This window comes from Antricoccus suffuscus, from assembly GCF_003003235.1.
GTDB lineage: Bacteria > Actinomycetota > Actinomycetes > Mycobacteriales > Antricoccaceae > Antricoccus > Antricoccus suffuscus.
The window spans coordinates 66896-89229 of sequence record NZ_PVUE01000001.1; the positions used below are offsets into that span (position 1 = coordinate 66896).

A 22334-nucleotide genomic window follows, 5' to 3' on the forward strand; every position below is an offset into this window, starting at 1 on the left:
GCTCTGCCTCCCCGAGAGCGACTACATCAGCGGCCAGGTGCTCCTCTGCGTCGGCGGCTTCGACGCCTGATACCTCCACCCCTCGCAGACAAAGGATGACCCGACATGGCAACTCTCGCAGGACAGCTCGCCCGATGCAGCAGCGCCTACCCCACGAAGAGCGCACTGGTCTTCGGGGAGACCGAGCGCACCTACCGACAGCTTGACGAGGAGGTGAACCAGTACGCCCACGCCCTGGCCGCTCTCGGCGTGACAAAGGGGGACCGCGTCGCCCTGATGTCCGGCAACTCGGATGTCTTTGTCATCGCGATGTATGCCACCTTCCGCCTCGGGGCGATCTTCGTCCCGCTCAACCCACGGGCCACGTCGCACGAGCTGCGGCACCTGCTCACCGACTCGGGCGCGTCCGTGCTGCTTCTTGGCGCCGGGATGATGTCGGCCGTCGAGGGCTTGGCCGACCGCGACCCGATCGACCCCGGCCCGCAGATGCTCGGACTGGACGCGCCCATGGGTCTGGTGAGCCTGCCCGAGCTAGCGACCGGCCAGCCGACCACGGCCCCCGATGTCGAGGTCGCCGAGGACGACGACTGCATGATCCTCTACACCTCTGGCACGACCGGGCTGGCCAAGGGCGCACTCTTCGATCACCACCGCCTGCTCTGGGTGGGTCACTCGGTGGCGAGCCTCGGCACGACCGGCGCCGACCGGCACCTGCACGTCGCCCCGCTCTATCACTGCGCGCAGCTGGTGCTACTTCTCCTCAACGGCATGTCGGTCGGCGCGAGCCACGTGATCTTGCCAGGCTTCGAGCCCACTGCTGTGGCCGACGCCATCGAGCGGCACCGGATCACCGTCTTCCTCGGCGTGCCGACGATGTACCAGCTTATGCTGCGCCTGCCCGCCCTCGCCGACCGCGACTTCTCGGCCTGGCGAATCGGCTTCTTCGGCGCCGCCCCGATGCCCCCGAGCGCTGTCGAACAACTGGTCACGACCCTGCCGCACGTCGACTTCTACCAGCTCTGCGGCCAGACCGAAGGTGGGCCCACCGGCATCTACCTCACACCGGACGAGGTTCGCGCGCGTCCGGACGCCACCGGCCGCTGGCCCCTTCCCAACTGCGAGGTCGGCGTTGTCGACCTCGACGGCAACGACGTCGAGGTCGGTGTCGCCGGTGAGCTCGTCTATCGGGGCGAGACGCTGATGAAGGAGTACTGGAAGCAGCCCGAGGCGACCGCCGCGACCATCCGCGACGGGTGGCTGCATAGCGGTGACCTCGCGGTCGTCGACGAGCAGGGCTACATGACGATCGTCGACCGCCTCAAGGACATGATCATCACCGGCGGCCGCAATGTGTACTCCGTGGAGGTGGAGAACGCTCTGGCGGCGCACCCCGACGTCGCCGACGTGGCCGTCGTCGGTCGCCCCGACGACACGTACGGCGAGCGGATCGTCGCCGTGGTCACCCCGCACGAAGGCCGTGAGGTCACCCTCGAGGGCATCCGCGAGTTCGCGGCGACGTACGTCGCCGACTACAAGCTGCCACGCGAGATCGTTGTGCGGGAGATCCCGCGCAACCCCTCAGGCAAGATCCTCAAGCACGTCATCCGCAAGGACCTCACCTCCGCCTGATGACCAACGATGCACTTCTGGAGACGTACGAGATGACTTCCACGAACCACGAGTTTCCGGTGGCCACCGAGGCCGCCCGAGGCACCACCTACGACCGTCTGATCATCGAGGCCTTGGCGAGGTATCCCGAGCGTGAGGCCTTCGTCCTCGGTGACGTGAGGATGACCTACGCCGAGGCGGCCGTGTCGATGAGCCGCATCCAGCAGGTCCTCGAGGACCGCGGCATCGTGTACGGCTCCGGAGTGGGGGCGCTCAGCGTCAACATCCCCGAGGTGTGGTTGACCCAGGCCGCGTCCTACGCGCTGGGTGCTCACTACAGCGGCCTGCATCCCCTCGGCGCCGTCGATGACCATGTGTGGATCTGCGACGACGCCGAGATCGAGGTGCTCGTCGTCCACCCGATGTTTGCCAAGGTCGGTCTCGAGGTCGCCGAACGATCGAGCTCCGTGCGCCACCTCCTCGTCTTTGGCGAGGCCGAGGGCACCGAGGACCTCTTCGAGGCCATGCAGTGTTTCGAGGCAAAGCCCCTCGTCCCCGGCCCCGCGGGCGAGGAAGACCTCGCCTGGCTGCAGTACACGGGCGGCACCACCGGCCGGCCGAAGGGCGTCATGCTCCCGCACCGCTCCATGGTCGAGCTGGCCCGGGCGGCCCTGACGAGCTGGCAGATGCCGGAGACGCCGCGCTATCTCGTGGCGCCGCCCATCACCCACGCCGGCGTACTCCCGCTCTTCTCGACCCTTGCTCGTGGCGGCACCGTGATTCTCCTGCAGGGCTTCGAGCCGAAGTCCTTCGTCGCGGCCATCGAGCGGGAGCGGGCCAACTGCACCTTCGGCGTGCCGACGATGATCAACGCGTTGCTCGACCACACGACGCCCGAGGACGGCGACCTGAGCACTCTCGAGTCCTTCTTCTACGGAGCGGCTCCGATCACCCCGGACCGGCTGGCCCAGGCGCTCGAGCGATTCGGCCCCAGGCTCGTGCAGATCTACGGACAGACCGAGTGCGTGGGCGTGACCGCGAGCCTGCACCGCGAGGAGCACGACCCCATCGGTCGTCCAGAACTGCTCAGCTCGTGCGGTCGTCCCGTTATAGGCACCGCGGTCCGGGTGATCGACGAGCAGGGGCACGAGGTGCCGGACGGGACCCCGGGAGAACTGTGCGTGCGCTCACGAGCGGTGATGACCGGCTACTGGAAGTTGCCCGACCTCACCCGGGAGACGCTCCGCGATGGCTGGCTGCATACCGGCGACGTCGCCATGCGTGATGCGCAGGGCTATCTGCACATCGTCGACCGGACCAAGGACATGATCATCACCGGCGGTTTCAACGTCTATCCCAAGGAGGTCGAGGACGCGATCGCGACCCATCCCGACGTGACCGCCGTTGCCGTGGTCGGGCTGCCCGACGACACCTGGGGCGAGGCCGTCACCGCCTTCGTCGTCGTCCGCGAGGGTGCACAGGTCGATGCGGCCGAGATCCAGCAGGTCGTGCGTGACGCCAAGGGAGCCCACCAGTCGCCCAAGGTGGTGCATGTCATCGATGAACTGCCCACGACACTCGTGGGCAAGATCGACAAGAAGAAGCTGCGTGAGCTCGGACGTGGGGAGCGCGACCGGTGAGCGGCGCGGAGCCGATGGTGACCCGGCAGGATCGAGGACCTGTCACCTGGCTGACCCTCAACCGACCGGACGCGATGAATGCGCTCGACACGAACCTGCTCGGCGAGCTGGATGTCCACGCCCGGTCGGTGGCGGACGACCCGGCCGTGCGCGTCGTGGTCATCACCGCGACCGGTCGCGCCTTCTGCGCCGGCGCCGACCTGAAGGCGGTCCTCGGCGCCGGAGACACCCTGGATCCGGCCCGGATGCTCGGCTTCGAGCGGCAGGCCCAGGCGACTTTCGCCCGGGTAGCCGCCCTGCCCAAGCCGACCATCGCCGCACTCAACGGCATCACGATGGCCGGTGGCCTGGAACTCGCACTGCACTGCGACCTCGTCATCGCCTCGTCGCAGGCGAGGATCGGCGACGGCCACACGAACTACGGTCTGCTGCCCGGTGCCGGTGGGGCGGCGCGTCTGCCACGGGTGATCGGTCCGACGCGTGCCAAGTACCTCGCCTTCACCGGTGAGCTACTCGCTGCCGAGCAGGCGATGTCGATGGGTCTGGTCGTCGAGGTCGTCCCACCGGACGAGCTCGAGCCACGGGTCGAAAAGTTGTCCCAGGCGATCGCCCGGCGCAGCCCGAGCGCACTACGACTCTTCAAGCAGGTCATCGACGACGGCCTGGACCAGCCACTGCCTAGCGCCATGCGGCTCGAGCTCCTGGCGACGGCGGAGCACCTGCACAGCGGCGACGTGGACGAGGGCCTGCGGGCCTTCGCCGAGAAGCGTGAACCGCGATTCACGACCACCGAGGCGAACCATGAATGACACCGCCGAGCTGTCCGACTTCCGGGCCACGGTGCGCGCCCTGGCCCGCAAGGCCTTCCTCGACGGATACCTCGAGCGGGCGAAGGGGGGGTCCTACCCCCGCGACACCCTCAAGGTCCTTGGCGACAACGGCCTGCTCGGGGTGTGCCTACCCGAGCAGCACGGTGGCCAGGGGGCCGGGTTGCGGGCACTAGGGATCGCCTGCGAGGAGGTGGCCTACGCCGACTCGGCGTGCGCCTACCAGGTCTTCGCCAGCAATGTCGCGGCCGAACTGTTCCTCACGACGGGTTCGCCGGAGGTCATCGACGACTGGCTGGCCTCGACGGTCGAGGGGCGGGCGGTGTGCGCGATCGCGCTCACCGAGCCCGGGTCGGGGTCGGATGCCCAGCGGCTCACGGCCAAGGCCGTGCCCGTCGACGGCGGTTGGGAGCTGTCGGGGGAGAAGACCTCGATCACCCAGGCGCCTGACGCCGACGTCGCGATCGTCGTCGCGCGGGAGAGCGACTCCGGCCGGATCAGTGCCTTCGTCATGCCGATGGACGCCCCGGGCATCTCGCGGCAGCGTTTCGATGACCCCGGCTTCCGGGCTGTCGGCCGCGGCTCGATCATGATGGACCGCGTCCTCGTGCCCGGCTCACATCGTTTGGGGGAGGGCGGTCGGGGCTTCGCGCTGATTATGCAGGAGTTCGACCTGACTCGGACGCTTATCGCCTACATGACACTGGGCATCGCCCAGCGCGCCATCGACCTGACGATCGAGCACGTGCGCAACCGCACGAGCTTCGGCAAGCCGCTCAGCCACTACCAGGGCGTTACCTTCCCGATCGCCGAACACCTCACCCACCTCGCGGCGGTGCGTGCACTGGCGGACTCCACGCTCGATGCGCGCTCCGCCGGCCGGCCGCACACGGTCGAGGCCGCAATGCTCAAGTGGTGGGCGCCACAGGTCGGCTTCAAGGCCGTCCAGGAGTGCGTCGTCCTCCACGGACACATCGGGTGGTCGGAGGAGATGCCGCTCCAGGCGCTGCTGCGTGACGTCTCCGGCTTCCAGATCGGCGACGGCACGCCCCAGATCCAAAAGCTCATCATCGCCCGCGCGGCCATCGGCCCAGAGGTTATGGACCGCTGACCGACCCCGTCACCACGAAGGAGACAGCATGCACTTCGACACCACCGCCGTCGTCACCGGCGGCGCCTCCGGTCTCGGGGAGGCCGCCGCCCGGCGGCTCATCGACCTCGGCGCCACCGTGGCCGCCTTCGACCTCGACGACGCGAAGGGAGGACAGTTGGAGTCCGAGCTCGGCGAGCGGTACCGGCACCACAAGGTCGACGTCAGCCAGCTTGACCAGGTCGAGACCGCTGTCGCCGCCGTCGAGGCCGAGCACGGACCCGTCCGGGTCGTCGTCAACGCCGCGGCCGTGCCCGCTCCTGCCAAGCTCTTCAGCAGTCGGGGCCCTCTGCCGATGGACGTCTTCGACAGGGGGATCAGGGTCAACCTCTACGGTCCGATCCACGTCATGCGCAGCGTGGTCCCGGGGATGGCCGGCAGCGACCCCGGTGAGGACGGCGAGCGGGGCGTCATCATCAACATCGCATCGGGCGCCGCCTACGAGGGCCAGGTCGGACAGGTGGCCTACAGCGCGTCGAAGGGTGCGCTCGTGGGCCTGACGATGCCGCTCTTCCGGGAGCTCGCCGCCCACGGCATCCGCGTCATGACCGTGGCCCCCGGCGCCTTCGACACCCCGATCTACGACCACGTGCCACCGGCGCTGAAGGAGGAGTTGGCCGCCCAGTCGCTCTTCCCGAAGCGGATGGGCCGACCCGAGGAGTTCGGCCTGCTCATCGAGGAGATCGTCCGCAACCCCATGCACAACGGCCGCACGATCCGACTCGACGCCGGCATGATTCTCGGCCCGAGCTGACCATAAGCATGCAGCACAGCCGCGCACGGGAACAGGAGAAACGACGATGACCGACACCATCTCCGTACGGGAGGGTCTCTTCCGGGAGACCAACGATGGACCGACCCTGCTCGCGGGGCGGTGTGCCCAGTGCGCGCGCACCGTCTTCCCGGCGACCGAGCGCTGTCTCGAGTGCGGGGACGACAGCATCGAGAGCGTCGAGCTCGGCGCGGAGGGGGAATTGCTCTGCGCCACCGTCGTGCACATGGGCAACGGGCGCTTCGACGCCGGGCACAGCGTCGGCTACGTGAGGATGCCGCATGACATCCGGGTCTTCAGCCAGATCACCACGAGCGGTGAGCAGCCGCTTCCCTCGGGCACGCCGATGCGGCTCGAGATCGCGCCCCTGTGGCGTGAGGGGGAGCAGGACGTGCTCGCCTACCGATTCGTCCCGACCACGACCAAGGAGGCCGACGATGCGTGAGGTCTTCGTCATCGGTACCGGGCAGAGCGATTTCGGCAAGACCCCGGAGCGCAGCGCCGCGCAGTTGGGCCGCGAGGCGGCGCTCGAGGCGATCGAGGACGCAGGGATACGGCCCGCCGACCTGCAGGGCGTCTTCTCGTCGCGGGTCTTCGACGCCATGGTCACGAGCCAGAGCATCATGAAGGACATCGGTGTCGCCCGAATCGAGATGGTCAACGTGGAGAATGCCTGCTCCGGAGGCGCCACCGCCGTCCGCAGCCTGTACAAGGACGTCGCTGCCGGGTTCATCGATATCGGCATCGCTATCGGTGTCGAATCGATGACCACCAGCCCGGTCGCCGGCAAGCTCATCCCGCCGGACAAGGACGACCTCGACGGCCAGATGGGCTTGACGATGCCGGTGCTCTTCGCCTTGCAGGCCCGGCGCCTGATGGAGACCCACGGGGCCACTCCTGAGGACTTCGCTCAGGTCTCGGTCAAGGCGCACGACTTCGGCGCGCTCAACCCGCGGGCGCAGTACCGCAAGCGATTCACCGTCGAGGAGGTTCTCGGCTCACGGATGATCGCCGACCCGATCACGCTCCTGCAGTGCTGTCCCAACACCGACGGCGCGGCCGCTGTCGTGCTGGCCTCCGCCGAGGTGGCTCAGAGGTACTCCGACCTGCCGATCCGCATCGCGGGCTCGGCACTGGTCTCCGGGGAACAGGACTTCCGGCGTCCGGACGTCACCTCGATGCCGGCTGGACAGCGGGCCGCGCAGCTGGCGTATGAGCAGGCGGGTGTCTCGCCCTCCGACGTCGACGTCGTCGAGTTGCACGATGCCTTCGCCAGTGAGGAGATCGTTCACTACGAGGATCTCGGGCTGTGCGAGCGCGGCGAAGGCGTGGACCTGCTGCGCTCCGGGGCGACCTCCCTCGGTGGTCGGATCCCCGTCAACCCCAGCGGCGGTCTACTCTCCCTGGGCCACCCCCTGGCCGCATCGGGCGTGCGCACCATCGCCGACATCACCAACCAGTTGCGCGGTCGCGCCGGCGACGTACAGGTGCCGGACGCCCGGGTGGGTCTCGCCCAGATGCTCGGGGGTGTCGTCAACGGCATGGACGTGGCCGCCGCGAGCGTGCACGTCCTCACACGCTGATCGTGACTCGTGCCCCATGACCACCAAAGGAACCAGACCATGAAATCGCCTGTCATCGCAGGGGTCGGCATGAACCCTTCACCAAGCCCGGCGCGTCCGCCACGTATGACCTCATGGCCGCCGACGCGGTCCGACGTGCCCTGACCGCTGCGGGTCTCGAACTGACTGACGTCGACCAGGCGTATGCCGCCTACGTCTATGGGGACTCGACTTCCGGGCAGCGTGGCCTGTACCACGTCGACAAGACCGGGATGCCGATCGTCAATGTCAACAACACCTGCTCGTCCGCGGTGGATGCGCTGTCGGAGAAGTTCGACCTGAAGGCGCAAGCACGCAGCAGAGTGCAGGATGCAAAGACGACAGCCGCGCACACCGGGCACGACGCGAAAGGTCTTGCGGCGACTCAAATCCAGGCCGCGCCCACTCGCGTGGAACGGGCTGTCGCCCAGGCGAAGGACGCGGTCACCGACGAGCAGGGCCGCGTGAATTTCGTCAACGCGCGAATCGCCGCGGTGGGCGTTTCCGCCGGCGGCGATGATCGTGATGTGGAGCAGGCGGCGGCGATAAACCGGCCCGCCGCCGAACCCGCGCACCTTCACCGGGCGCCCGACACCGACGATACGGAGAAACCGACGCGCCATCGGAGATCACTATGCCGTCGTGGCGCTACGTCGCCGGCCGCACGCGCTCTTGGACCTTGCCAACGATATTGCTCAAGCAGGTGAGGGAGCCTGGATCAGACTGGCCGAGTTATCGCTTGACGGCGAATCGGACACAGTGAGGCGACTGTTCGAAGAGCTCTCCACGATTCAGCCGAGGCAAGAGTTTATACTGCAACTCGAGGCGATGCGCCCCGCGCCATGCCAAGCGTTGCCAGCATCAGTCGAGCGGGATCGCGCGAGGCCGAGGAGCGATGGTCGTAGCCGATGATGGTCCCCGAAGCAACGAGCGGTGAGGCGCCTAAGAGTGATGCCGCATTTTTCCTGGCGGAATGACCTACGTCTCGGGCCGCGCTACCGGGAGAGCTGTCCGGAAGAAGCCTGAGCGGGCATCAGCACCACGAGCTATCAGAACCACGCGGGCTGCGGAAATTCGTGTCCCGATTCCGGAAGTCCCGTTCGGAACTGGCCCCGCTAGTCGGGCATCAACGGGCGGCCTGACCGTAGTCATCGACAACGTCGCGCCGCCGACAGTATCCGACTCAACGGCGTTCTTTGCCAGCCACTGGTGTCGAGTAGAGCGTTGACAGGTGTGAGGCGTAGTCCTCTCGCAGGCTCCGTAGTGTCGCCGCAGTGCGGCCTCCGTGCGACTCGATCTTCCCCGTCAAGTCGTTCCAGCCCGATGAATGTTGCCCAGCGCGGCAGGCGTCCGGGTCGCGACCGGGCCACATCGTGATCCGGTCCTGGAACCCCGGCAGGGTGCGGTCGTAAAAGTAGGCCGCGTCCGCTGGTGTTGCCTCGAACCCGTGAAAGGCACTGGCCCACGAGGAATACACGGACGCGATCTCCCGCGCGAGGCCGGGGTGTGCGGCCAGCAGTACGGCACTAGCTGCGCTTGTTTCACTACGAACGTGGCGTTGTAGTCGCGGACGAAGTCGACCAGCGTCATCGACAGACTCTCTACATAGCTGCTCGTCGTTGGAGTCCCACGACCACGGCAGGTCCGTTCCGCCTTTGACGCGTAGCCGGCCCCAGATGTGTTCTGGACTTGGTGTGCTCAAAACGTGCCTCCGTCAGTGTGCGTAGCGTTTTGCGCAACCTGGTCGCGGTACTGCGCCGCGTGCTGCGCCCGGTTTCTGGTGCGCTGATCGTGACTGAGGATCGTCATCGCGGTCACCGCGACTCGTTCTTTGCGCGTGCGGGTAGTGGTCTGTTGCTGCGGGCTCGTGCGCCTGGTCGCCATCGTTCGCTCCGTGGGTTTTCTAGAGGTCTGTGTAGTCGAAGGTGGAGACCAGCCAGCGGCCATCGCTTTGCTGCGTCACGGTCAGATACATGGTGCGGGTCCGCGGATCGGTGCTCACCGTGCCGCTGGCGCTGACCCAGTCCCACGTCGCGTTATACGCCCGGTACACGGCGGCGGCGGTGTCCGGCGGCGCGCCGTGGGTGTCTTCGGCGGTGTAGACGTGCGGCGAGTTGTAGGACTTCATCGACGCGGCGTCGGCCCACTCGGGGCCGGGGGCCGGATGTTCGACCCGCGGCCAGGGCGGGCGTCAATAACGCGCTCACGCGGCGGATCCTGTCGAAGTCGCTGACATCGACGGTGGTGTCCCAGGTGACCGGCGCGGTCGCGACGGCCTCGGCGACCGCTTCCGGATTCGTCGCGTTCACCGCGGCCGGGTCGATCGGCGCGGGTTTCGGTGGCGGCGCGACCGTGTCCGGCGATCGCGGTGCCATGCTAGTGCCGGTCGTGCGGTCGCGAGTCGGCGAGTCGGTATTGCCGTTGGTGGTCGTGCACGCGGCGGTCAGCATCACCAGCAGGCCCGCAGCCGCTGCCGTGAAACGGGAACGATGCCGGCTCATCCGACCTTCACCCCTTTACTGGTCAGGATCGGCAGCGGATCGATCGGCGTGCCGTTACTGGCGTACGCGTTGGTCGGTGAGCCGGGTGAGTAGATCTCGAAATGCAGATGCACCCCGGTCACATCACCGGTCGGTCCCGGCTTTGACGGTGTCGCCTGCTGTGACTTTCAGGCTGCCGGTGGCCATGTGCCCGAACCGCATCTGAAACCCGGTGCCGTCCTTGAACGCACCGACGACCGAGCAGCCGTACCCGTCAGTGCCGCACGTGGCGTACGTGATGAATAGGTCGACCGGGGCGGTGACCGTGCCGGCCGGCTGACCGCGCGGCGTGGCGAGGTCGATACCGGCATGTAGTACGCCCCACCGCATCCCGAACGGCGAGGTGAGCACGGCTCCGGGCAGCGGCATCACCCATTCGCCGGGGCCGACCGGCGGCAGCGCCGGATCCAGTGCGCCGGGCGTGGTGCAGTTCCCGGAATTGGTCTGCTGCGCCGGTTCCGGGATTTTCTGCACGTACTTCTGTGTCTCGGCGAACGGCGGCACGCCTTGGTACTGCTCGATCCTCGCCGGGCCGGCGTTATAGGCCGCCAGAGCCAGCACCACCGGGTCCGAGCTGGTCGAGGTCGCGATCGGCGTGACACTTGTCAGCAGCGCGCCTATGTACGCCCCTAGCGCGGCGATCGCGGCCTTCGGGTCGAACGGATCGCCGGTGCCGTAGGCATTCCAGGTCGCGGGCATGAACTGTGCCAGGCCTTGCGCGCTGGCGGGGCTGGTCGCTTTCGGGTTCCACCCGGACTCGGCTTCCAGCAGCCCCGCCAGGATCGACGCGGGCACCCCCGGACGCGGCCGCTGCGGCCGTCACGAGGGTGTTCCACCCGTTCGGGACGGCACCCGCGCGCAGGCCACGGCCCGGCGTGCAGGTGATCGCCGACGACGCGGACGACCCGGAGTCGTCTTGCCGACCGAACAAGTGCGAGCGTGGCCGTGATCGTCACGACCAGGACGACTGCGAGGCCCGCGGCGTGGATCTTTAGACCCGTGTTACGGCGGCGGATCGCGGTGGTGTGCATTTACCCGCTTACCACCTGAGTGCCGTCGCTGCCCACGCTCAGCACCGGCGTGATGCGCCACCGGTACGCGACCAGATCCGCCTCACCGCCGGCGTCGTACCTGGACCGCGGTAACCACCACTCACGCCCTAGTCGGTGGCCTTCGCGGTGGCGGTCTCGTCGCTGCTGGTGGCGTTCACGACGATCAGGACCACCAACACCACGACTGCGGCTAACGCAAACGGGAGATCGAACGAGCCGGTCAGTGCATCGAATGCGCGGCGCTGTGTTACCGCTCGATGGCGACGGCACGACACCGGGCGCGGCGTCCAGAGGTGCGCAGCGGCTTCGAGCCGTTGGTATCGACCGCTGTGTCCGCCGTTTCGCGGGCGACGGTGATAGCCAATCGCGCGAGGCCGGGCGCCGACGGACGATGGTGGCAGTTAACGAACGTTCACGCGTTGTCTGTAGATTCGCGTGTGTTACTGACGGGAGTCAGCGCCCCATCGATTTAGTCGCTGGTCACTGGTGGCGATCGTCAACCCACGGCGGGCGGCTTGGGCAACGATCATGCGATCGAACGGATCCTTGTGATCCCAACTGAGGCGTCCAGCCTGGCTGCGTCTACGGAATCGATTGCAAGTTCGGTGGCGTTCATCGAGTCGAGAGTGTCATTCCATACCGACGAGAGCGCTTCGCCGTCCAGACGGCCGATCTGGGTCTTGATCGCGATCTCCCGTGCTGAGGCTGCACACACGACAAGTTCGTCGAACGATTCTGGAACGCCAAGGTTAGGTAGTTGCCCGAAGAACCGAGGCCGGGCGTGTACAGGGGAAAGAATGGCGACCGGCCGGCCGTGCTTAGTGATGGTGACCGACGCCCGACCGCTCAACTTCAGCGAGCACTGCGTTGAGGCGTCTGTTGGCCTCCTGTGCTGGAAATCGTCTTCATAGCCCTTGAACTAGATCAACGGGACGAGTCCTACTAGTTCGAAACGAACTAGTTGCGTGGAACCGTTCCCAGCCGGCGTCGGTCCCGAAGGGCATCTGGTTGAGCCGTCCCGAAGTTAACGATGCTTTCGTTATGTGCGCGATAAGACAAGCATGACGAGCAAGACAATCGCCCAAATATTGCGGCGATGCATTGTCAGGACGTTAACGATCATGTACTAATGAGGGTAACAACTGTAATTCGGAGGACCTATGACATCTCGTGTCGGAATCGCCGCCTACGGCAGCTATATCCCTTACTGGCGGCTCGGCCGCCAGACCGTCAACACCGCGCTGGGTAAACCCGGTGGCAAGGGCACGCGGGCGGTCGCGTCGTACGACGAGGACACCACGACCATGGCGGTCGAGGCGGCCCGCCGAGCGGTCGCCGGACTCGATTCCGTCGCGATGTTGGGCGGCGTCATCAGCTCGACCGCCACCCCGATCTATGCCGACAAGACCAACGCGACGACCGTGCACGCGGCACTGGAGTTGGACCTCGACGTACGCGTCTCGGACCAAGGCGGTGCGGCGAGGTCCGGGATTGCCGCGCTGATAGGCGGCTTCTACCAGCCTGGCGGCACGCTAGTGACACTCGCGGACACCCGCACCGGCGCCAGCGGCGGCGCGGACGAGGTCGGCACCGGCGACGCGGCGGCGGCGTTCGTCGTCGGCGACGGCCAGAGCCTCGACCTCATCGCCGACCTCGCAGGCACCGGATCGGGGTCCGCGGAGTTCCTCGACCGGTGGCGCGCACCAGGCGAGCCGTGGGCGGCTACCTGGGAGGAACGTTTTGGTGAAAGCGTGTACGTCGAACTCGCCGGCCGTTCCTTCGAAAACGCGCTGAAGTCCTCCGGTCTCACGGCGGGTGAGATCAACAAGTTCGCTGTCACGGGCATGTCACCGCGTGCGGCGAAGGCGTTCGCGAAGGGAAGCGGCGTACCGGCCGAAGCCATCGTGCCGGACCTCGAAGCGCAGATCGGCAACACCGGTACGGCGCACCCCGGCGTACTGCTCGCGGCGATGCTGGACGAGGCCAAGGCAGGGGAGCTCATCGCGGTGACGATGCTCGCGGATGGCGCTGACACTGTATTACTGCGGGTGACCGAGGCGATCGATAGCTACCGACGGCCACCGTCAGTCCAGCAGCAAATCGCTCAGGGCAACGAAACGCTGTCCTACCTGGACTTCCTGAGTTGGAAGGGCGCGATCCGCAACCAGACACCGCGTCGCCCGGATCCGGATCGGGCAGTCGCGCCGGCGACGTACCGGGACTCGTCGTGGAAATACGGATTCTCCGGCAGCAAGTGCACCGAGTGCGGCACCCGGCACATGCCACCGCAGCGGGTCTGCCTCAAGTGCGGTGCCAATGACCACATGGTGCACGACAAGCTGTCGGATGTCGGCGCCAAGATCGCGACGTACACGATCGACCACCTTGCCTTCTCGCTGGCGCCGCCAGTGGTCGGCGTCGTGCTCGACTTCGACGGCGGTGGCCGGTTCTCCTGCGAGATGACCGACTGCGACCCGGAGAAGGTCGCCATAGGACAACGCGCCGAGATGACCTTCAGGAAGATCTCGACGGCAAGCGGAATTCACAACTATTTCTGGAAAGCTCGCCCAGCGGGCGAAGGGACGACATCATGAGCTCACATGGAATCAAGGACCGCGTCGCCATCATCGGGATGGGCTGCACCAAGTTCGGCGAACGGTGGGACGCCTCTACCTCAGACATGGTCGTCGACGCGACTAACGACGCGTTCGCGTCCGCAGGCATCAGCAAGGACGCGATCGACGCCTATTGGCTCGGCACTCTGGCCTCCGGTTTCTCGGGGATGACACTGTCCTCCGCGCTCAAGCTCGACTACAAACCGGTCACGCGGGTGGAGAACTTCTGCGCCAGCGGCTCGGAGTCGTTCCGCAACGCCTGCTACGCGGTGGCATCCGGCGCGTACGACGTGGTGATGGCCGTCGGCGTGGAGAAGCTTAAGGACTCCGGCTACTCGGGCCTGGCATACGGCGGCCCGCCGACCAACGGTACGGCGACCACCCTCACCGCACCCGCGCGCTTCTCGATGCTCGGCCCGGCGTACGCCAACAAGTACGACGTCAAGCGTGAGGACTTCAAGCAGGCGATGACCCACGTGGCCTGGAAGAACCACTTCAACGGCGCCCGCAACGAACGCGCGCAGTTCCAGGCCGAAGTGCCCGAATCGAAGATCGCAGCTGCGCCTCCGATCGCCGGCGACCTGGGCGTATTCGACTGCTCCGGTGTCAGCGATGGCGCCGCCGCGGCGATTATCGTGCGTGCCGAAGATGCGCACAACTACACCGACAATCCGTTGTATGTGAAGGCGCTGTCGTTCGCGGCTGGGCCGGGCACTGGCACCTACGATCAGTCCTACGACTACACGACGTTCGAAGAAGTCGTCCGGTCGGCGAAGGACGCCTATCAGCAGGCGGGCGTAACCTCGCCGAGCGATGACCTGATGATGGCCGAGGTGCACGACTGCTTCACGCCGACCGAGTTGGTGCTGATGGAAGATCTCGGGTTCTCCACCCGTGGCGCGACGGTCAAGGACACGATGAACGACCGGTTCACGCTCACCGGCGACCTCCCGGTCAACCCGGACGGCGGGTTGAAGAGCTTCGGGCATCCGATCGGTGCTTCCGGCCTGCGGATGCTGTTCGAGTGCTGGCTGCAACTGCGCGGCGAGGCTCCCGAGAACCGTCAGATCAAGGAAAAGGGACTGCGCTACGGGCTTACCCACAACCTCGGCGGCGGCCCGGGCGAGTGCGTCTCGTTCGTGTCGGTCGTCGGCGCCGAGAAGGGCTGATCTTCGCCGCCTTTGATTTGCGCCGTACTTCGCGCTCCTCGTCACACCGATATCCCCCTTGTCATGCCTAAAGCGGCGTGACAAGGGGGATAATGCTGTGACAGGGGACCGTACCTGAGCGCCGCCTTTTTGCCCCAAACGCTTACGTACGCCGCGCGCCGCCGCCGAATACGCACGCCAATGCGGCGACCAGCGCTGCCACGCAGAATCCGTACATCGCGATCGACATTCCCCGCGCGAGGTCGGCGGCGCCCGCCGCGTAGCCGACGGCGAGGGTCGCGGCGGTGACGCCGAACGCCGTACCTAGGCCGCGGGTCATGTTGAGGATCCCGGACGCGGCACCGGACTGCCGACGCGGCGCGGACGCCATGATCGAGGCGTTGTTGGCAGGGGTGAAGACGCCGGACCCGATGCCGAGCACGACGAGCCCAACGATGAGCCCCCACAGCGAGGATCCGAGCGCGCCGATCAACGCTAGTCCGATAGCGGCGATCAGCATGCCGATCGAGGTGACGAGCCGCGGTCCATTGCGGTCGCCGAGGTAGCCGGCGATCGGCGCGACGAGGGCGAGCGTGACCGGCAGGATGGTGAGGACGAGCCCGGTGGTCGCGGCCGATTGCAGGTGCGCCGAGGCCATCGGTACGGCGAAAAGGACACCGAACAGTACGGCGTAGGACAGCAGCCCGCTGACGATCCCGGTGCTGAACGTGCGTGAGGCGAATAGTCGCAGGTCGATCAGGGGATGCGGCGTACGCCGCGAACGGACGAGGAAGACGGCGCCGATTGTGAGGGCCAGAGCGCCACCGGCGATGGGCCATAGAGCCGCGATCCCCGGATGACCGACAAACGACAACGCGAGTACGAGTAGGACGATTGACGGGACGAAAAGTGCCAACCCGAGTCGGTCGAACCGGGTACGTTCGGCCAGAGACTGGCTCTGCGGCAGAAGGAACCAACCAGCCGTGATGCCGATTATCCCGAATGGGATGTTGACGGCGAAGATCAGGCGCCAGTCGCCGAGAGAGACCAGCAGTCCGCCGACTGTCGGACCGAGCGCGAGTCCGATGGCCTGGGCCGCTCCTTGTACGCCGATCGCCTTGCTTAGCGAGTCACGCGGCACCGCGGTCGCAATAAGGGCGACGCTGTTGGCTTGGAGCATTGCCGCGCCGACCGCCTGCAACACGCGAAAAATAATCAGTGTGGTGAGGTTCGGCGCGAGTGCGCAAAGAAGTGACGCGACGGTGAAGACGCCGAATCCGTAGACATAGACGCTCTTACGTCCTAGCCAGTCAGAGACCCGCCCGACGGGGGCGACGAGAGCGACGAGCGTGAGCAGGTAGCTGAGGGCGACCCACTGAACACTGCCGGCACTGGCACCGAACTCCTTCTGCATCGGAGGCAGTGCGAGTGACACGATGCTCGCGTCAAGCTGTCCCATAAAGGCGCCCGCGCACACGGTGGCAACCGCGATCCAGTGCGCCCTCGGGGATGCGCGCACCCATGACGCGGCGGGACGTTCCCGAAACGCGCGTAAGACCGCAGTTCCGAGGATAATGAGGGATACCGCCCAATCTCAGTGGAATGTACGTGTGCGGGGTGAACTACCTGCAAAAATCAAGGCCCTACGAGCGTATCAATAAATGTCTGTCACCGACAGACTGTGTGATGAATGCCGAGCGAACTTTTGGTCCGTCGCGCTAGCGGACCCACGCTCTGACGGTAAGGTACGCACATGCCGCGCCCTACTTCTAGCACCGCAGGTCTGACCGAGGTCATCACCAAACTTCGCCGAGCGCTGCGTACCAGCATTCGCACGGAGTATTCGTGGGAGTCGCTTCCGATGGCCCAGGTGGAGTTGATGCAGACCCTTGCCGAGGCGGGGGAGCTCAGAGTCGGCGATCTTGCCGACGTCATGCTTCTCGCGCCTAACACAGTCAGCAGCCTGGTGCGACAGGCGGTGACTTCAGGTCGCGCCGAGCGAATCAAGGATCCCGAAGACGGCAGGGTCGCGATAGTGCGTCTCACTAAAGATGGCAGCGCCCAGTTGCGGGCGTGGATGAAGGCGCACGAGTCGCGCCTCGGCGTCGCCCTTGCCGAACTCAGCGCAAAGGATCGTTCCGACGTACTCAAAGCGATCGGCGCGCTGGATCGACTGACTGCCAAGCTAAACGAACTCAAGTAGCACACACTCAATTCTGGAGATGGCACATGGGGCGAGAGCCGGCTGATCGATCACCGCGAAGCAGAAACGCCACCTCGCGGGAGCTCGAAAAGGCGGCGCTGACTCTGCTCAAAAAGGACGGCGTGCTTGCCGGGCTCAATCTGCGTGAGGTCGCCGATCTTGCGGGGGTCAATCGCGGCCTTGTCTATCACTACTTTGGTTCTCGTGGAGAACTTCTGAGGGCGGCCCTACGCCGTGACAGCGAACGCCGTTCCGACTCGTACCGTGTGGATCCGCCCGGGAGGACCGTGGTCAAACGGATCGAACTATGGACTCGGATGTCCATGAAGTACGCCGAGCAACTACGCCTCGTGGCGATACTGCTGCTCGATGGTGGTACGCGTGTGCGGTTGATGCCTCGGCGCGACGTAACTCAACATGAGTTACAGGACGATCAGGAGGCGGGGGCAATCGGGCCCAACGTCGATCTCATAGCGCTGCACGCGCTCCTACAGGCACATGGAATCGGGTATGCCATTACCCGTACTCAGCTCGCCAAGGAGTTCGGTATCGGCGTCCGCGACCTAGACGCGCGCATGGTGGAACTGATGGAGCGCATCGCGGTCGGGCTCGAATCGGACCGCGACTAGGTCCCGTCACTGCAATTAGTATCGGGGAATACGGGTTGGCGCGCTTCCGGCTTACCGGGAGGTGATGCCGGCAATCAATGATTTCGGCTAGAAGAAACTGTTGACGATATGCTAACGTGTCTGTCACAGACATTATCGCACGAAAGCGGACCGCTGCTAGATAGCCAATCGCGCTGACTAAAGGGACCAACCGTCCCCGCGTATACCTCCACTGAAGAACAAGGCAACAAACTAAACGGCAGTCTGCCATGCAAGTCCGATATACGCGATTGGGAGTCAACGTGTTAGCCCGGCCAGTTGAGAGTGGGCCAAGTGCGGTTGCCACGCTGGGCACCGACGATCTCTGCAATTGAAAGGCCTCATTAAATTGCTGTTTCCGATGTCGCCAAAGGCAGCCGACTTGCACAAACGATTGCTGGCCTTTATGAATGACCATGTGTATCCGGCGGAATCCGTGTCGGAGCACCGGAAACGTGTTGAGAAATCCGCAGCATGGGATGAACCTCCCGTACAGGCGGAGCTAAAGGACCAGGCTCGCGGTCAAGGGCTGTGGAACTTGTACATGGATGCGGGCGCAGGCCTAAGTCACCTCGACTACGCGCAACGCCCGACTCGGTCAACATGGTGATGCTGGAGGCGGTGGCCAACGACGATCAACGCAAGCGGTGGCTTGAGCCGATGCAGAACGACGAATTCAAGTCAGCCTTCGCGATGACTGAACCAGATGTCGCCAGCAGCGACGCGACGAACATTTCATGTTCGATCGCCCGCGATGGCGCCAACTACATCCTTAACGGGCGCAAGTGGTACATCAGCGGCACGATGAACCCGCGATGTGAGGTCCTGTTCGTCATGGGAGTGACCAACCCGGACGCGCCGCGCTATCAGCGGCAGTCGATAATCGGCGTGCCGATGAAGGCGCCGGGTGTTGAGGTTGTCCGCCCCATGACGGTGTTTGGCTACCCGGGCGACCAGGCCGAGATCGCTTTCACCGACGTCAAAGTTCCGGCTGCCAACCTGCTTGGGTCCGAGGGCCAGGGTTTCAAGATCGCGCAGACTCGGCTCGCGGCCGCTCGCCTGCATCATTCGATGCGTCTGGTCGGCCTTGCCGAGCGAGCGCTCGAGCTAGCCTGTGCCCGAGGCGCGCATCGGGTTGTCTTCGGTGCCCCGTTGAGTCAGGTGGGGACCTTCAGAAATCAGATTGCGGAGTGTCGGCTCCTAATAGACCAAGCCCGTTTGGTCACCCTGCAGGCGGCAAGCACGGCCGATGAACTTGGTACTGCGGCCGCCCAAAGCCACCTGGCGATATCGAAGGTCGCCGCTACCCGCATGGCGGTCGCGGTGATAGACCGAGCGGTCGGCATGCACGGCGCGAAGGGCGTTTCGCAGGACACGCCGCTGGCGCGGTGGTGGGCCCGCGCGCGCGGCCTGCATATTGCGGACGGGCCGGAAGAGGTCCACCTAGAACTGCTCGCCCGAGCCGAACTCGGTCGCCTGGCATGAACTCCGCGCCCTCGTACCATCCGATAACGAGCGAAAGACGATGAAGGAGACCGCGTGAGCCTGTCGTTCACCGAGGACCAGACTGCCTTCCGCACATCGGTGCGCGGCGTACTGGCCCGCCTAGCATCCGCCTCCGGCACGCGTGACTTCATCGAGGGCAGGGCGCCCAGCACCGTCCAGTCGTGGCAGCGTATCGACGAGGCACTCGGCCTGAGCGCGCTGCCGATCCCCGAGGAGTACGGCGGCCAAGGCGCGTCGTGGTCCGAGGTGGGGATCGTGTTCGAAGAGCTCGGGCGCACCCTCTTCCCGACCCCGTATCTGTCCGCGATGACCGCCACGCGGCTGTTGACGATGTGTCGAACCCCTGCGGCCGAGGCGAGGCTAGCGGCAATCGCCGAAAGTACGGCGCGACCCTTGGTTACCTTCTCCGGCAACCAGCGAACGCGTTTCGATGCCACAGATACCGACCCGCAAGTCGAGGTGCGAGTATCCGGGAAGAGCGGGCTGACTCCGCACCATGGCGACGCGGATGCGGTGATCATCGAAGCCACCCTCAACGAAAGAGCGGTCCTCGTCTGGATCCCGGTGAGTGAGGTACAGGTCGAGGTCGTCCCTACGGTCGACCTGACTCGGCCAATGTGCACGGTGACGGCAAATTCGGCCGCCGGGACGATCCTGACTGAGACGGATGTCGACGCAATAGTCACGGACGCCCGGGCGTTCATCGCCATGGCCGTGGCTCTGGAGTCGGTCGGCGGCGCGGATGTATGCCTGACGATGACCGCCGACTACGCGCGCGACCGGGTGCAGTTCGGGTCAGCGATCGGCTCGTTCCAAGGCGTCAAGCACCGGCTGGCCGACCTGCTGCGCGCGTACGAACCGGCCAAGTCAGCGGCGTACGCGGCACTCGATGCGGCTGGCGTCCCGGCGAGCCGGGAGTTCGAGCAAGTCAGCAGCATCGCCAAGCTCGTCGCCGACCAGATGTACGCCGGGGTCAGCATCGACTCGATCCAGCTGCACGGTGCCATCGGCTTCACGTGGGAGTTTGACGTGCATCTTCATTACAAACGAGCGGTCGCCAACCGAGCCCTCGGAGCAAGTGCGCGCGATCATCGCCGCGCCGTCAAGTCAATGATCGAAGCCCTCCTGCCGGCGCGCTCCGACTGCGAGGTGTCAGCATGAGTACGCCGAGCCCGTCTCGAGAACAGCACGATGAGCTGCGCGAGGAAGTGCGGCAGTGGCTATCGGCCAACACGGATTACGCGCCGCCGATCGGTGGCGCCCATGAAGCTATGGGATACAAGGTCGGCGATGGCCGCGACGCTTGGGTCGCGCGGCTCAGGGAAGGGCGATGGCTGTGCCTGTCCTGGCCGCAGCGGTTCGGTTGCCGCGAGCTCGACGTTTTCGGCTGCATGATCGTCAACGAAGAGTTTGCGCGGGCCGGCGTACCGCGGACCACGCTCGGGATGGGTGAGTCCCTGCTCGCGCCCGCGCTACTTCAACACGGCACCGTTAAGCAGCAGGACAAGCTGCTGCCGCGAATCCTGTCCGACGAAGATCGCTACTGTCAGGGCTTTTCCGAGCCCGAGCACGGATCGGACCTCGCGCACATCCAGACGCGGGCGTCGCTAGACGGTAATCGGCTGGTCGTCAACGGCGAGAAGATCTGGCAGTCAGGTGCGCACAACGCGAACCGGATCTTCATGCTCGTGCGCTCGGACCCCGACGCCAGCGCGCATCGCGGCATCTCCTACGTGCTCGCGGACATCGTCGACAACGGCGTACGAGTCGAACCGATCCGGATGATGCCCGGCGACTACGGGTTCAACCACCTGACATTAAACGACACCATCGTCTCGCTCGATGAGGTCGTCGGCGGGCTGCACAACGGATGGAAAGTCGCGATGACCACGCTCGGCGCCGAGCGCGCCGGGCAGGTGACTACTCAATATCTTGGCTATCAGCGCGAGTTCGTAGACCTGGTAGGTCGTCTCGACGAGCACGGTCTACTGGATGAGGAGAACCTGGCCCGGCTGGTCGACCCGTTCATCGAGATTCAGCTCATGAAGTACAACGGGCAGCGCGTCGCCGACGAGCTCCGCGACGGCGTCTCGTCGGCTGGCCTGTTGGCCGTGGACAAGATCAACTGGTCTGAGTTTCACGTCGGGTTCGGCCGGCTAGCAGCTGAACTTCTGCAGGACTCCGGAATTCGCCGACCCGACGGTGACGGCTACGAGCTCACGGGCTTGCAGCGGGCGATGCTGGAGAGCCCTGGCCGCCGCATCGCCCGCGGCACCAACCAGATCCAGAAAAACATCATCGGCGAACGCGTGTTAGGACTCCCCAAATGAGCAACGACAACTCGATTGTCATCACCAAGCTAAGCGGCCGTGCGGATATCGCGATCAACCGCCCGGAGCGGAAGAACGCACTTGTGCCGGCGACCGCAGAGGCGCTGCACGACGCATTTGCCGACGCCGAAAGCGATCCTGAAGTGCGCTGCGTCGTACTGCATGGGGCTGGCGGCGCGTTCTGTTCCGGTATCGACCTCAAAGACAGTGGGGTCGGGGCCGAGATGGGTGCGGCGATCGGCAAGGTGCACGACCTGCTAGCGAGCATGCGTACGCCGACGATCGCGGCCGTCGAACGCTACGCCATCAACGCCGGATCCGGGCTGGCGTTGGGCTGCGACCTTCTGGTGATTGGCGAGACCTCGTTCCTCCAGATCAGCGAAGCCTCGATGGGCGTCCTCGCTCCTGCCAACGTTGCCTGGCTGACGCAGAAGTTTAGTACCGCGACAGCGCTCCGTTTGACGTTGAGCGGCGAGCGTTACCCGGGCGCAGCCTTGCCGTCGCTCGGTGTGCCGGCCAAAGTCGTCGCCGACGCGGACGTCCTGACCACCGCGCAGGAGATGGCGGACCGGGTCGCCGGTTATCCCAATGACGGTGCCGCAAACATGAAGGCCAGCGTGGTGTCAACCGCTGCCGCAGCCGGCGACTTTGAATCCCGGATCGCGGCGGCCCGCGGCCCCCAGAAGTAATCACTG

22 protein-coding genes and 1 pseudogene are annotated in these 22334 nt (G+C 65.7%); 16 read left to right on the forward strand and 7 right to left on the reverse strand.

Going from position 1 to position 22334, the window contains the following annotated elements:
* Positions 1-105: 105 nt before the first annotated feature.
* The 8 genes from CLV47_RS00365 to CLV47_RS00395 all read left to right on the forward strand — a co-directional run bounded on the left by CLV47_RS00365 (position 106) and on the right by CLV47_RS00395 (position 8305).
* The gene (locus tag CLV47_RS00365; RefSeq protein WP_106347019.1) at positions 106-1629 is read left to right on the forward strand and encodes a class I adenylate-forming enzyme family protein; all 1524 of its coding nucleotides are present in this window, start codon (positions 106-108) and stop codon (positions 1627-1629) included.
* Entirely contained in the window at positions 1629-3248 is a 1620-nt protein-coding gene (locus CLV47_RS00370; RefSeq protein WP_202862297.1) for an AMP-binding protein, read from the forward strand. The genes CLV47_RS00365 and CLV47_RS00370 overlap by 1 nt, the downstream gene beginning before the upstream one ends.
* A complete protein-coding gene (locus CLV47_RS00375) occupies positions 3245-4057 on the forward strand; it encodes an enoyl-CoA hydratase/isomerase family protein (protein ID WP_202862298.1) in 813 nt (270 codons plus the stop codon). The genes CLV47_RS00370 and CLV47_RS00375 overlap by 4 nt, the downstream gene beginning before the upstream one ends.
* Positions 4050-5186, forward strand: coding sequence for an acyl-CoA dehydrogenase family protein (locus tag CLV47_RS00380; RefSeq protein WP_106347020.1), 1137 nt, complete (start codon positions 4050-4052; stop codon positions 5184-5186). Before CLV47_RS00375 ends, CLV47_RS00380 begins: the two co-directional genes overlap by 8 nt.
* 28 nt (positions 5187-5214) lie before the next feature.
* The gene (locus CLV47_RS00385; RefSeq protein WP_106347021.1) at positions 5215-5979 is read left to right on the forward strand and encodes an SDR family NAD(P)-dependent oxidoreductase; all 765 of its coding nucleotides are present in this window, start codon (positions 5215-5217) and stop codon (positions 5977-5979) included.
* Between the two features lie 46 nt (positions 5980-6025).
* The gene (locus tag CLV47_RS21770; protein WP_146135232.1) at positions 6026-6442 is read left to right on the forward strand and encodes a Zn-ribbon domain-containing OB-fold protein; all 417 of its coding nucleotides are present in this window, start codon (positions 6026-6028) and stop codon (positions 6440-6442) included.
* Positions 6435-7580 carry a thiolase family protein gene (locus CLV47_RS00390; RefSeq protein WP_170110875.1) on the forward strand — a complete coding sequence of 382 codons (1146 nt, stop codon included), beginning with the start codon at positions 6435-6437 and terminating at the stop codon, positions 7578-7580. Before CLV47_RS21770 ends, CLV47_RS00390 begins: the two co-directional genes overlap by 8 nt.
* A gap of 113 nt (positions 7581-7693) precedes the next feature.
* A complete protein-coding gene (locus tag CLV47_RS00395; RefSeq protein ID WP_106347023.1) occupies positions 7694-8305 on the forward strand; it encodes a hypothetical protein in 612 nt (203 codons plus the stop codon).
* Between the two features lie 476 nt (positions 8306-8781).
* Here the strand turns inward: CLV47_RS00395 and CLV47_RS21775 are convergent, their stop codons facing one another.
* From CLV47_RS21775 to CLV47_RS22695, 6 genes and pseudogenes are all read right to left on the reverse strand, one after another.
* Positions 8782-9300 carry a hypothetical protein gene (locus tag CLV47_RS21775; protein ID WP_146135233.1) on the reverse strand — a complete coding sequence of 173 codons (519 nt, stop codon included), beginning with the start codon at positions 9298-9300 and terminating at the stop codon, positions 8782-8784.
* Positions 9297-9482 (reverse strand): hypothetical protein, encoded by a 186-nt coding sequence (locus tag CLV47_RS00400; RefSeq protein WP_106347024.1) that lies wholly within the window; start codon positions 9480-9482, stop codon positions 9297-9299. Before CLV47_RS00400 ends, CLV47_RS21775 begins: the two co-directional genes overlap by 4 nt.
* 19 nt (positions 9483-9501) lie before the next feature.
* Positions 9502-9726: a hypothetical protein gene (locus tag CLV47_RS21780; protein WP_146135234.1), complete on the reverse strand. Its 225-nt coding sequence runs from the start codon at positions 9724-9726 to the stop codon at positions 9502-9504.
* Between the two features lie 496 nt (positions 9727-10222).
* On the reverse strand, positions 10223-10933 hold the full coding sequence (locus CLV47_RS00410) for a transglycosylase SLT domain-containing protein (protein WP_106347026.1): 711 nt from the start codon (positions 10931-10933) through the stop codon (positions 10223-10225).
* Between the two features lie 364 nt (positions 10934-11297).
* The gene (locus CLV47_RS21920) at positions 11298-11465 is read right to left on the reverse strand and encodes a hypothetical protein (protein ID WP_170110876.1); all 168 of its coding nucleotides are present in this window, start codon (positions 11463-11465) and stop codon (positions 11298-11300) included.
* A 165-nt stretch (positions 11466-11630) separates the two neighbouring features.
* Positions 11631-11762: pseudogene (locus CLV47_RS22695) on the reverse strand (PIN domain-containing protein); the annotation flags it as partial.
* A 588-nt stretch (positions 11763-12350) separates the two neighbouring features.
* Between CLV47_RS22695 and CLV47_RS00420 the strand changes: the two are divergent.
* Positions 12351-13784: an OB-fold domain-containing protein gene (locus tag CLV47_RS00420; RefSeq protein WP_106347027.1), complete on the forward strand. Its 1434-nt coding sequence runs from the start codon at positions 12351-12353 to the stop codon at positions 13782-13784.
* Complete coding sequence (locus tag CLV47_RS00425) at positions 13781-14974, forward strand: acetyl-CoA acetyltransferase (RefSeq protein ID WP_106347028.1); 1194 nt, start codon at positions 13781-13783, stop codon at positions 14972-14974. The genes CLV47_RS00420 and CLV47_RS00425 overlap by 4 nt, the downstream gene beginning before the upstream one ends.
* Before the next feature lie 142 nt (positions 14975-15116).
* On the opposite strand, the gene CLV47_RS00430 is transcribed toward CLV47_RS00425, so the two are convergent.
* Entirely contained in the window at positions 15117-16472 is a 1356-nt protein-coding gene (locus tag CLV47_RS00430) for an MFS transporter (protein ID WP_337589539.1), read from the reverse strand.
* Positions 16473-16706: 234 nt separating this feature from the next.
* On the opposite strand from CLV47_RS00430, the gene CLV47_RS00435 reads away from it, so the two are divergent.
* From CLV47_RS00435 to CLV47_RS00460, 6 genes are all read left to right on the forward strand, one after another.
* Positions 16707-17156, forward strand: a complete 450-nt coding sequence (locus CLV47_RS00435) for a MarR family winged helix-turn-helix transcriptional regulator (RefSeq protein WP_106347030.1) — start codon at positions 16707-16709, stop codon at positions 17154-17156.
* 26 nt (positions 17157-17182) lie between these two features.
* Positions 17183-17785, forward strand: a complete 603-nt coding sequence (locus CLV47_RS00440) for a TetR/AcrR family transcriptional regulator (RefSeq protein ID WP_106347031.1) — start codon at positions 17183-17185, stop codon at positions 17783-17785.
* 639 nt (positions 17786-18424) lie between these two features.
* The gene (locus tag CLV47_RS00445; RefSeq protein ID WP_238145154.1) at positions 18425-19288 is read left to right on the forward strand and encodes an acyl-CoA dehydrogenase family protein; all 864 of its coding nucleotides are present in this window, start codon (positions 18425-18427) and stop codon (positions 19286-19288) included.
* A gap of 54 nt (positions 19289-19342) precedes the next feature.
* On the forward strand, positions 19343-20470 hold the full coding sequence (locus CLV47_RS00450) for an acyl-CoA dehydrogenase family protein (protein WP_106347032.1): 1128 nt from the start codon (positions 19343-19345) through the stop codon (positions 20468-20470).
* Entirely contained in the window at positions 20467-21639 is a 1173-nt protein-coding gene (locus CLV47_RS00455) for an acyl-CoA dehydrogenase family protein (protein ID WP_106347033.1), read from the forward strand. The genes CLV47_RS00450 and CLV47_RS00455 overlap by 4 nt, the downstream gene beginning before the upstream one ends.
* A complete protein-coding gene (locus CLV47_RS00460) occupies positions 21636-22328 on the forward strand; it encodes an enoyl-CoA hydratase/isomerase family protein (protein WP_106347034.1) in 693 nt (230 codons plus the stop codon). The genes CLV47_RS00455 and CLV47_RS00460 overlap by 4 nt, the downstream gene beginning before the upstream one ends.
* Positions 22329-22334: the final 6 nt, after the last annotated feature.

Excerpts from the sequence above, each read along its gene's own strand:
- CLV47_RS00400 (WP_106347024.1), bottom strand. The coding sequence starts at position 9,482 with ATGGCGACCAGGCGCACGAGCCCGCAGCAACAGACCACTACCCGCACG.
- CLV47_RS00390 (WP_170110875.1), top strand. The coding sequence starts at position 6,435 with ATGCGTGAGGTCTTCGTCATCGGTACCGGGCAGAGCGATTTCGGCAAG.
- CLV47_RS00435 (WP_106347030.1), top strand. The coding sequence starts at position 16,707 with ATGCCGCGCCCTACTTCTAGCACCGCAGGTCTGACCGAGGTCATCACC.
- CLV47_RS00365 (WP_106347019.1), top strand. The coding sequence starts at position 106 with ATGGCAACTCTCGCAGGACAGCTCGCCCGATGCAGCAGCGCCTACCCC.
- CLV47_RS21780 (WP_146135234.1), bottom strand. The coding sequence starts at position 9,726 with ATGAAGTCCTACAACTCGCCGCACGTCTACACCGCCGAAGACACCCAC.
- CLV47_RS00460 (WP_106347034.1), top strand. The coding sequence starts at position 21,636 with ATGAGCAACGACAACTCGATTGTCATCACCAAGCTAAGCGGCCGTGCG.
- CLV47_RS00420 (WP_106347027.1), top strand. The coding sequence starts at position 12,351 with ATGACATCTCGTGTCGGAATCGCCGCCTACGGCAGCTATATCCCTTAC.
- CLV47_RS00395 (WP_106347023.1), top strand. The coding sequence starts at position 7,694 with ATGGCCGCCGACGCGGTCCGACGTGCCCTGACCGCTGCGGGTCTCGAA.
- CLV47_RS00370 (WP_202862297.1), top strand. The coding sequence starts at position 1,629 with ATGACCAACGATGCACTTCTGGAGACGTACGAGATGACTTCCACGAAC.
- CLV47_RS21770 (WP_146135232.1), top strand. The coding sequence starts at position 6,026 with ATGACCGACACCATCTCCGTACGGGAGGGTCTCTTCCGGGAGACCAAC.
- CLV47_RS00455 (WP_106347033.1), top strand. The coding sequence starts at position 20,467 with ATGAGTACGCCGAGCCCGTCTCGAGAACAGCACGATGAGCTGCGCGAG.
- CLV47_RS00385 (WP_106347021.1), top strand. The coding sequence starts at position 5,215 with ATGCACTTCGACACCACCGCCGTCGTCACCGGCGGCGCCTCCGGTCTC.
- CLV47_RS00440 (WP_106347031.1), top strand. The coding sequence starts at position 17,183 with ATGGGGCGAGAGCCGGCTGATCGATCACCGCGAAGCAGAAACGCCACC.
- CLV47_RS00425 (WP_106347028.1), top strand. The coding sequence starts at position 13,781 with ATGAGCTCACATGGAATCAAGGACCGCGTCGCCATCATCGGGATGGGC.
- CLV47_RS00380 (WP_106347020.1), top strand. The coding sequence starts at position 4,050 with ATGAATGACACCGCCGAGCTGTCCGACTTCCGGGCCACGGTGCGCGCC.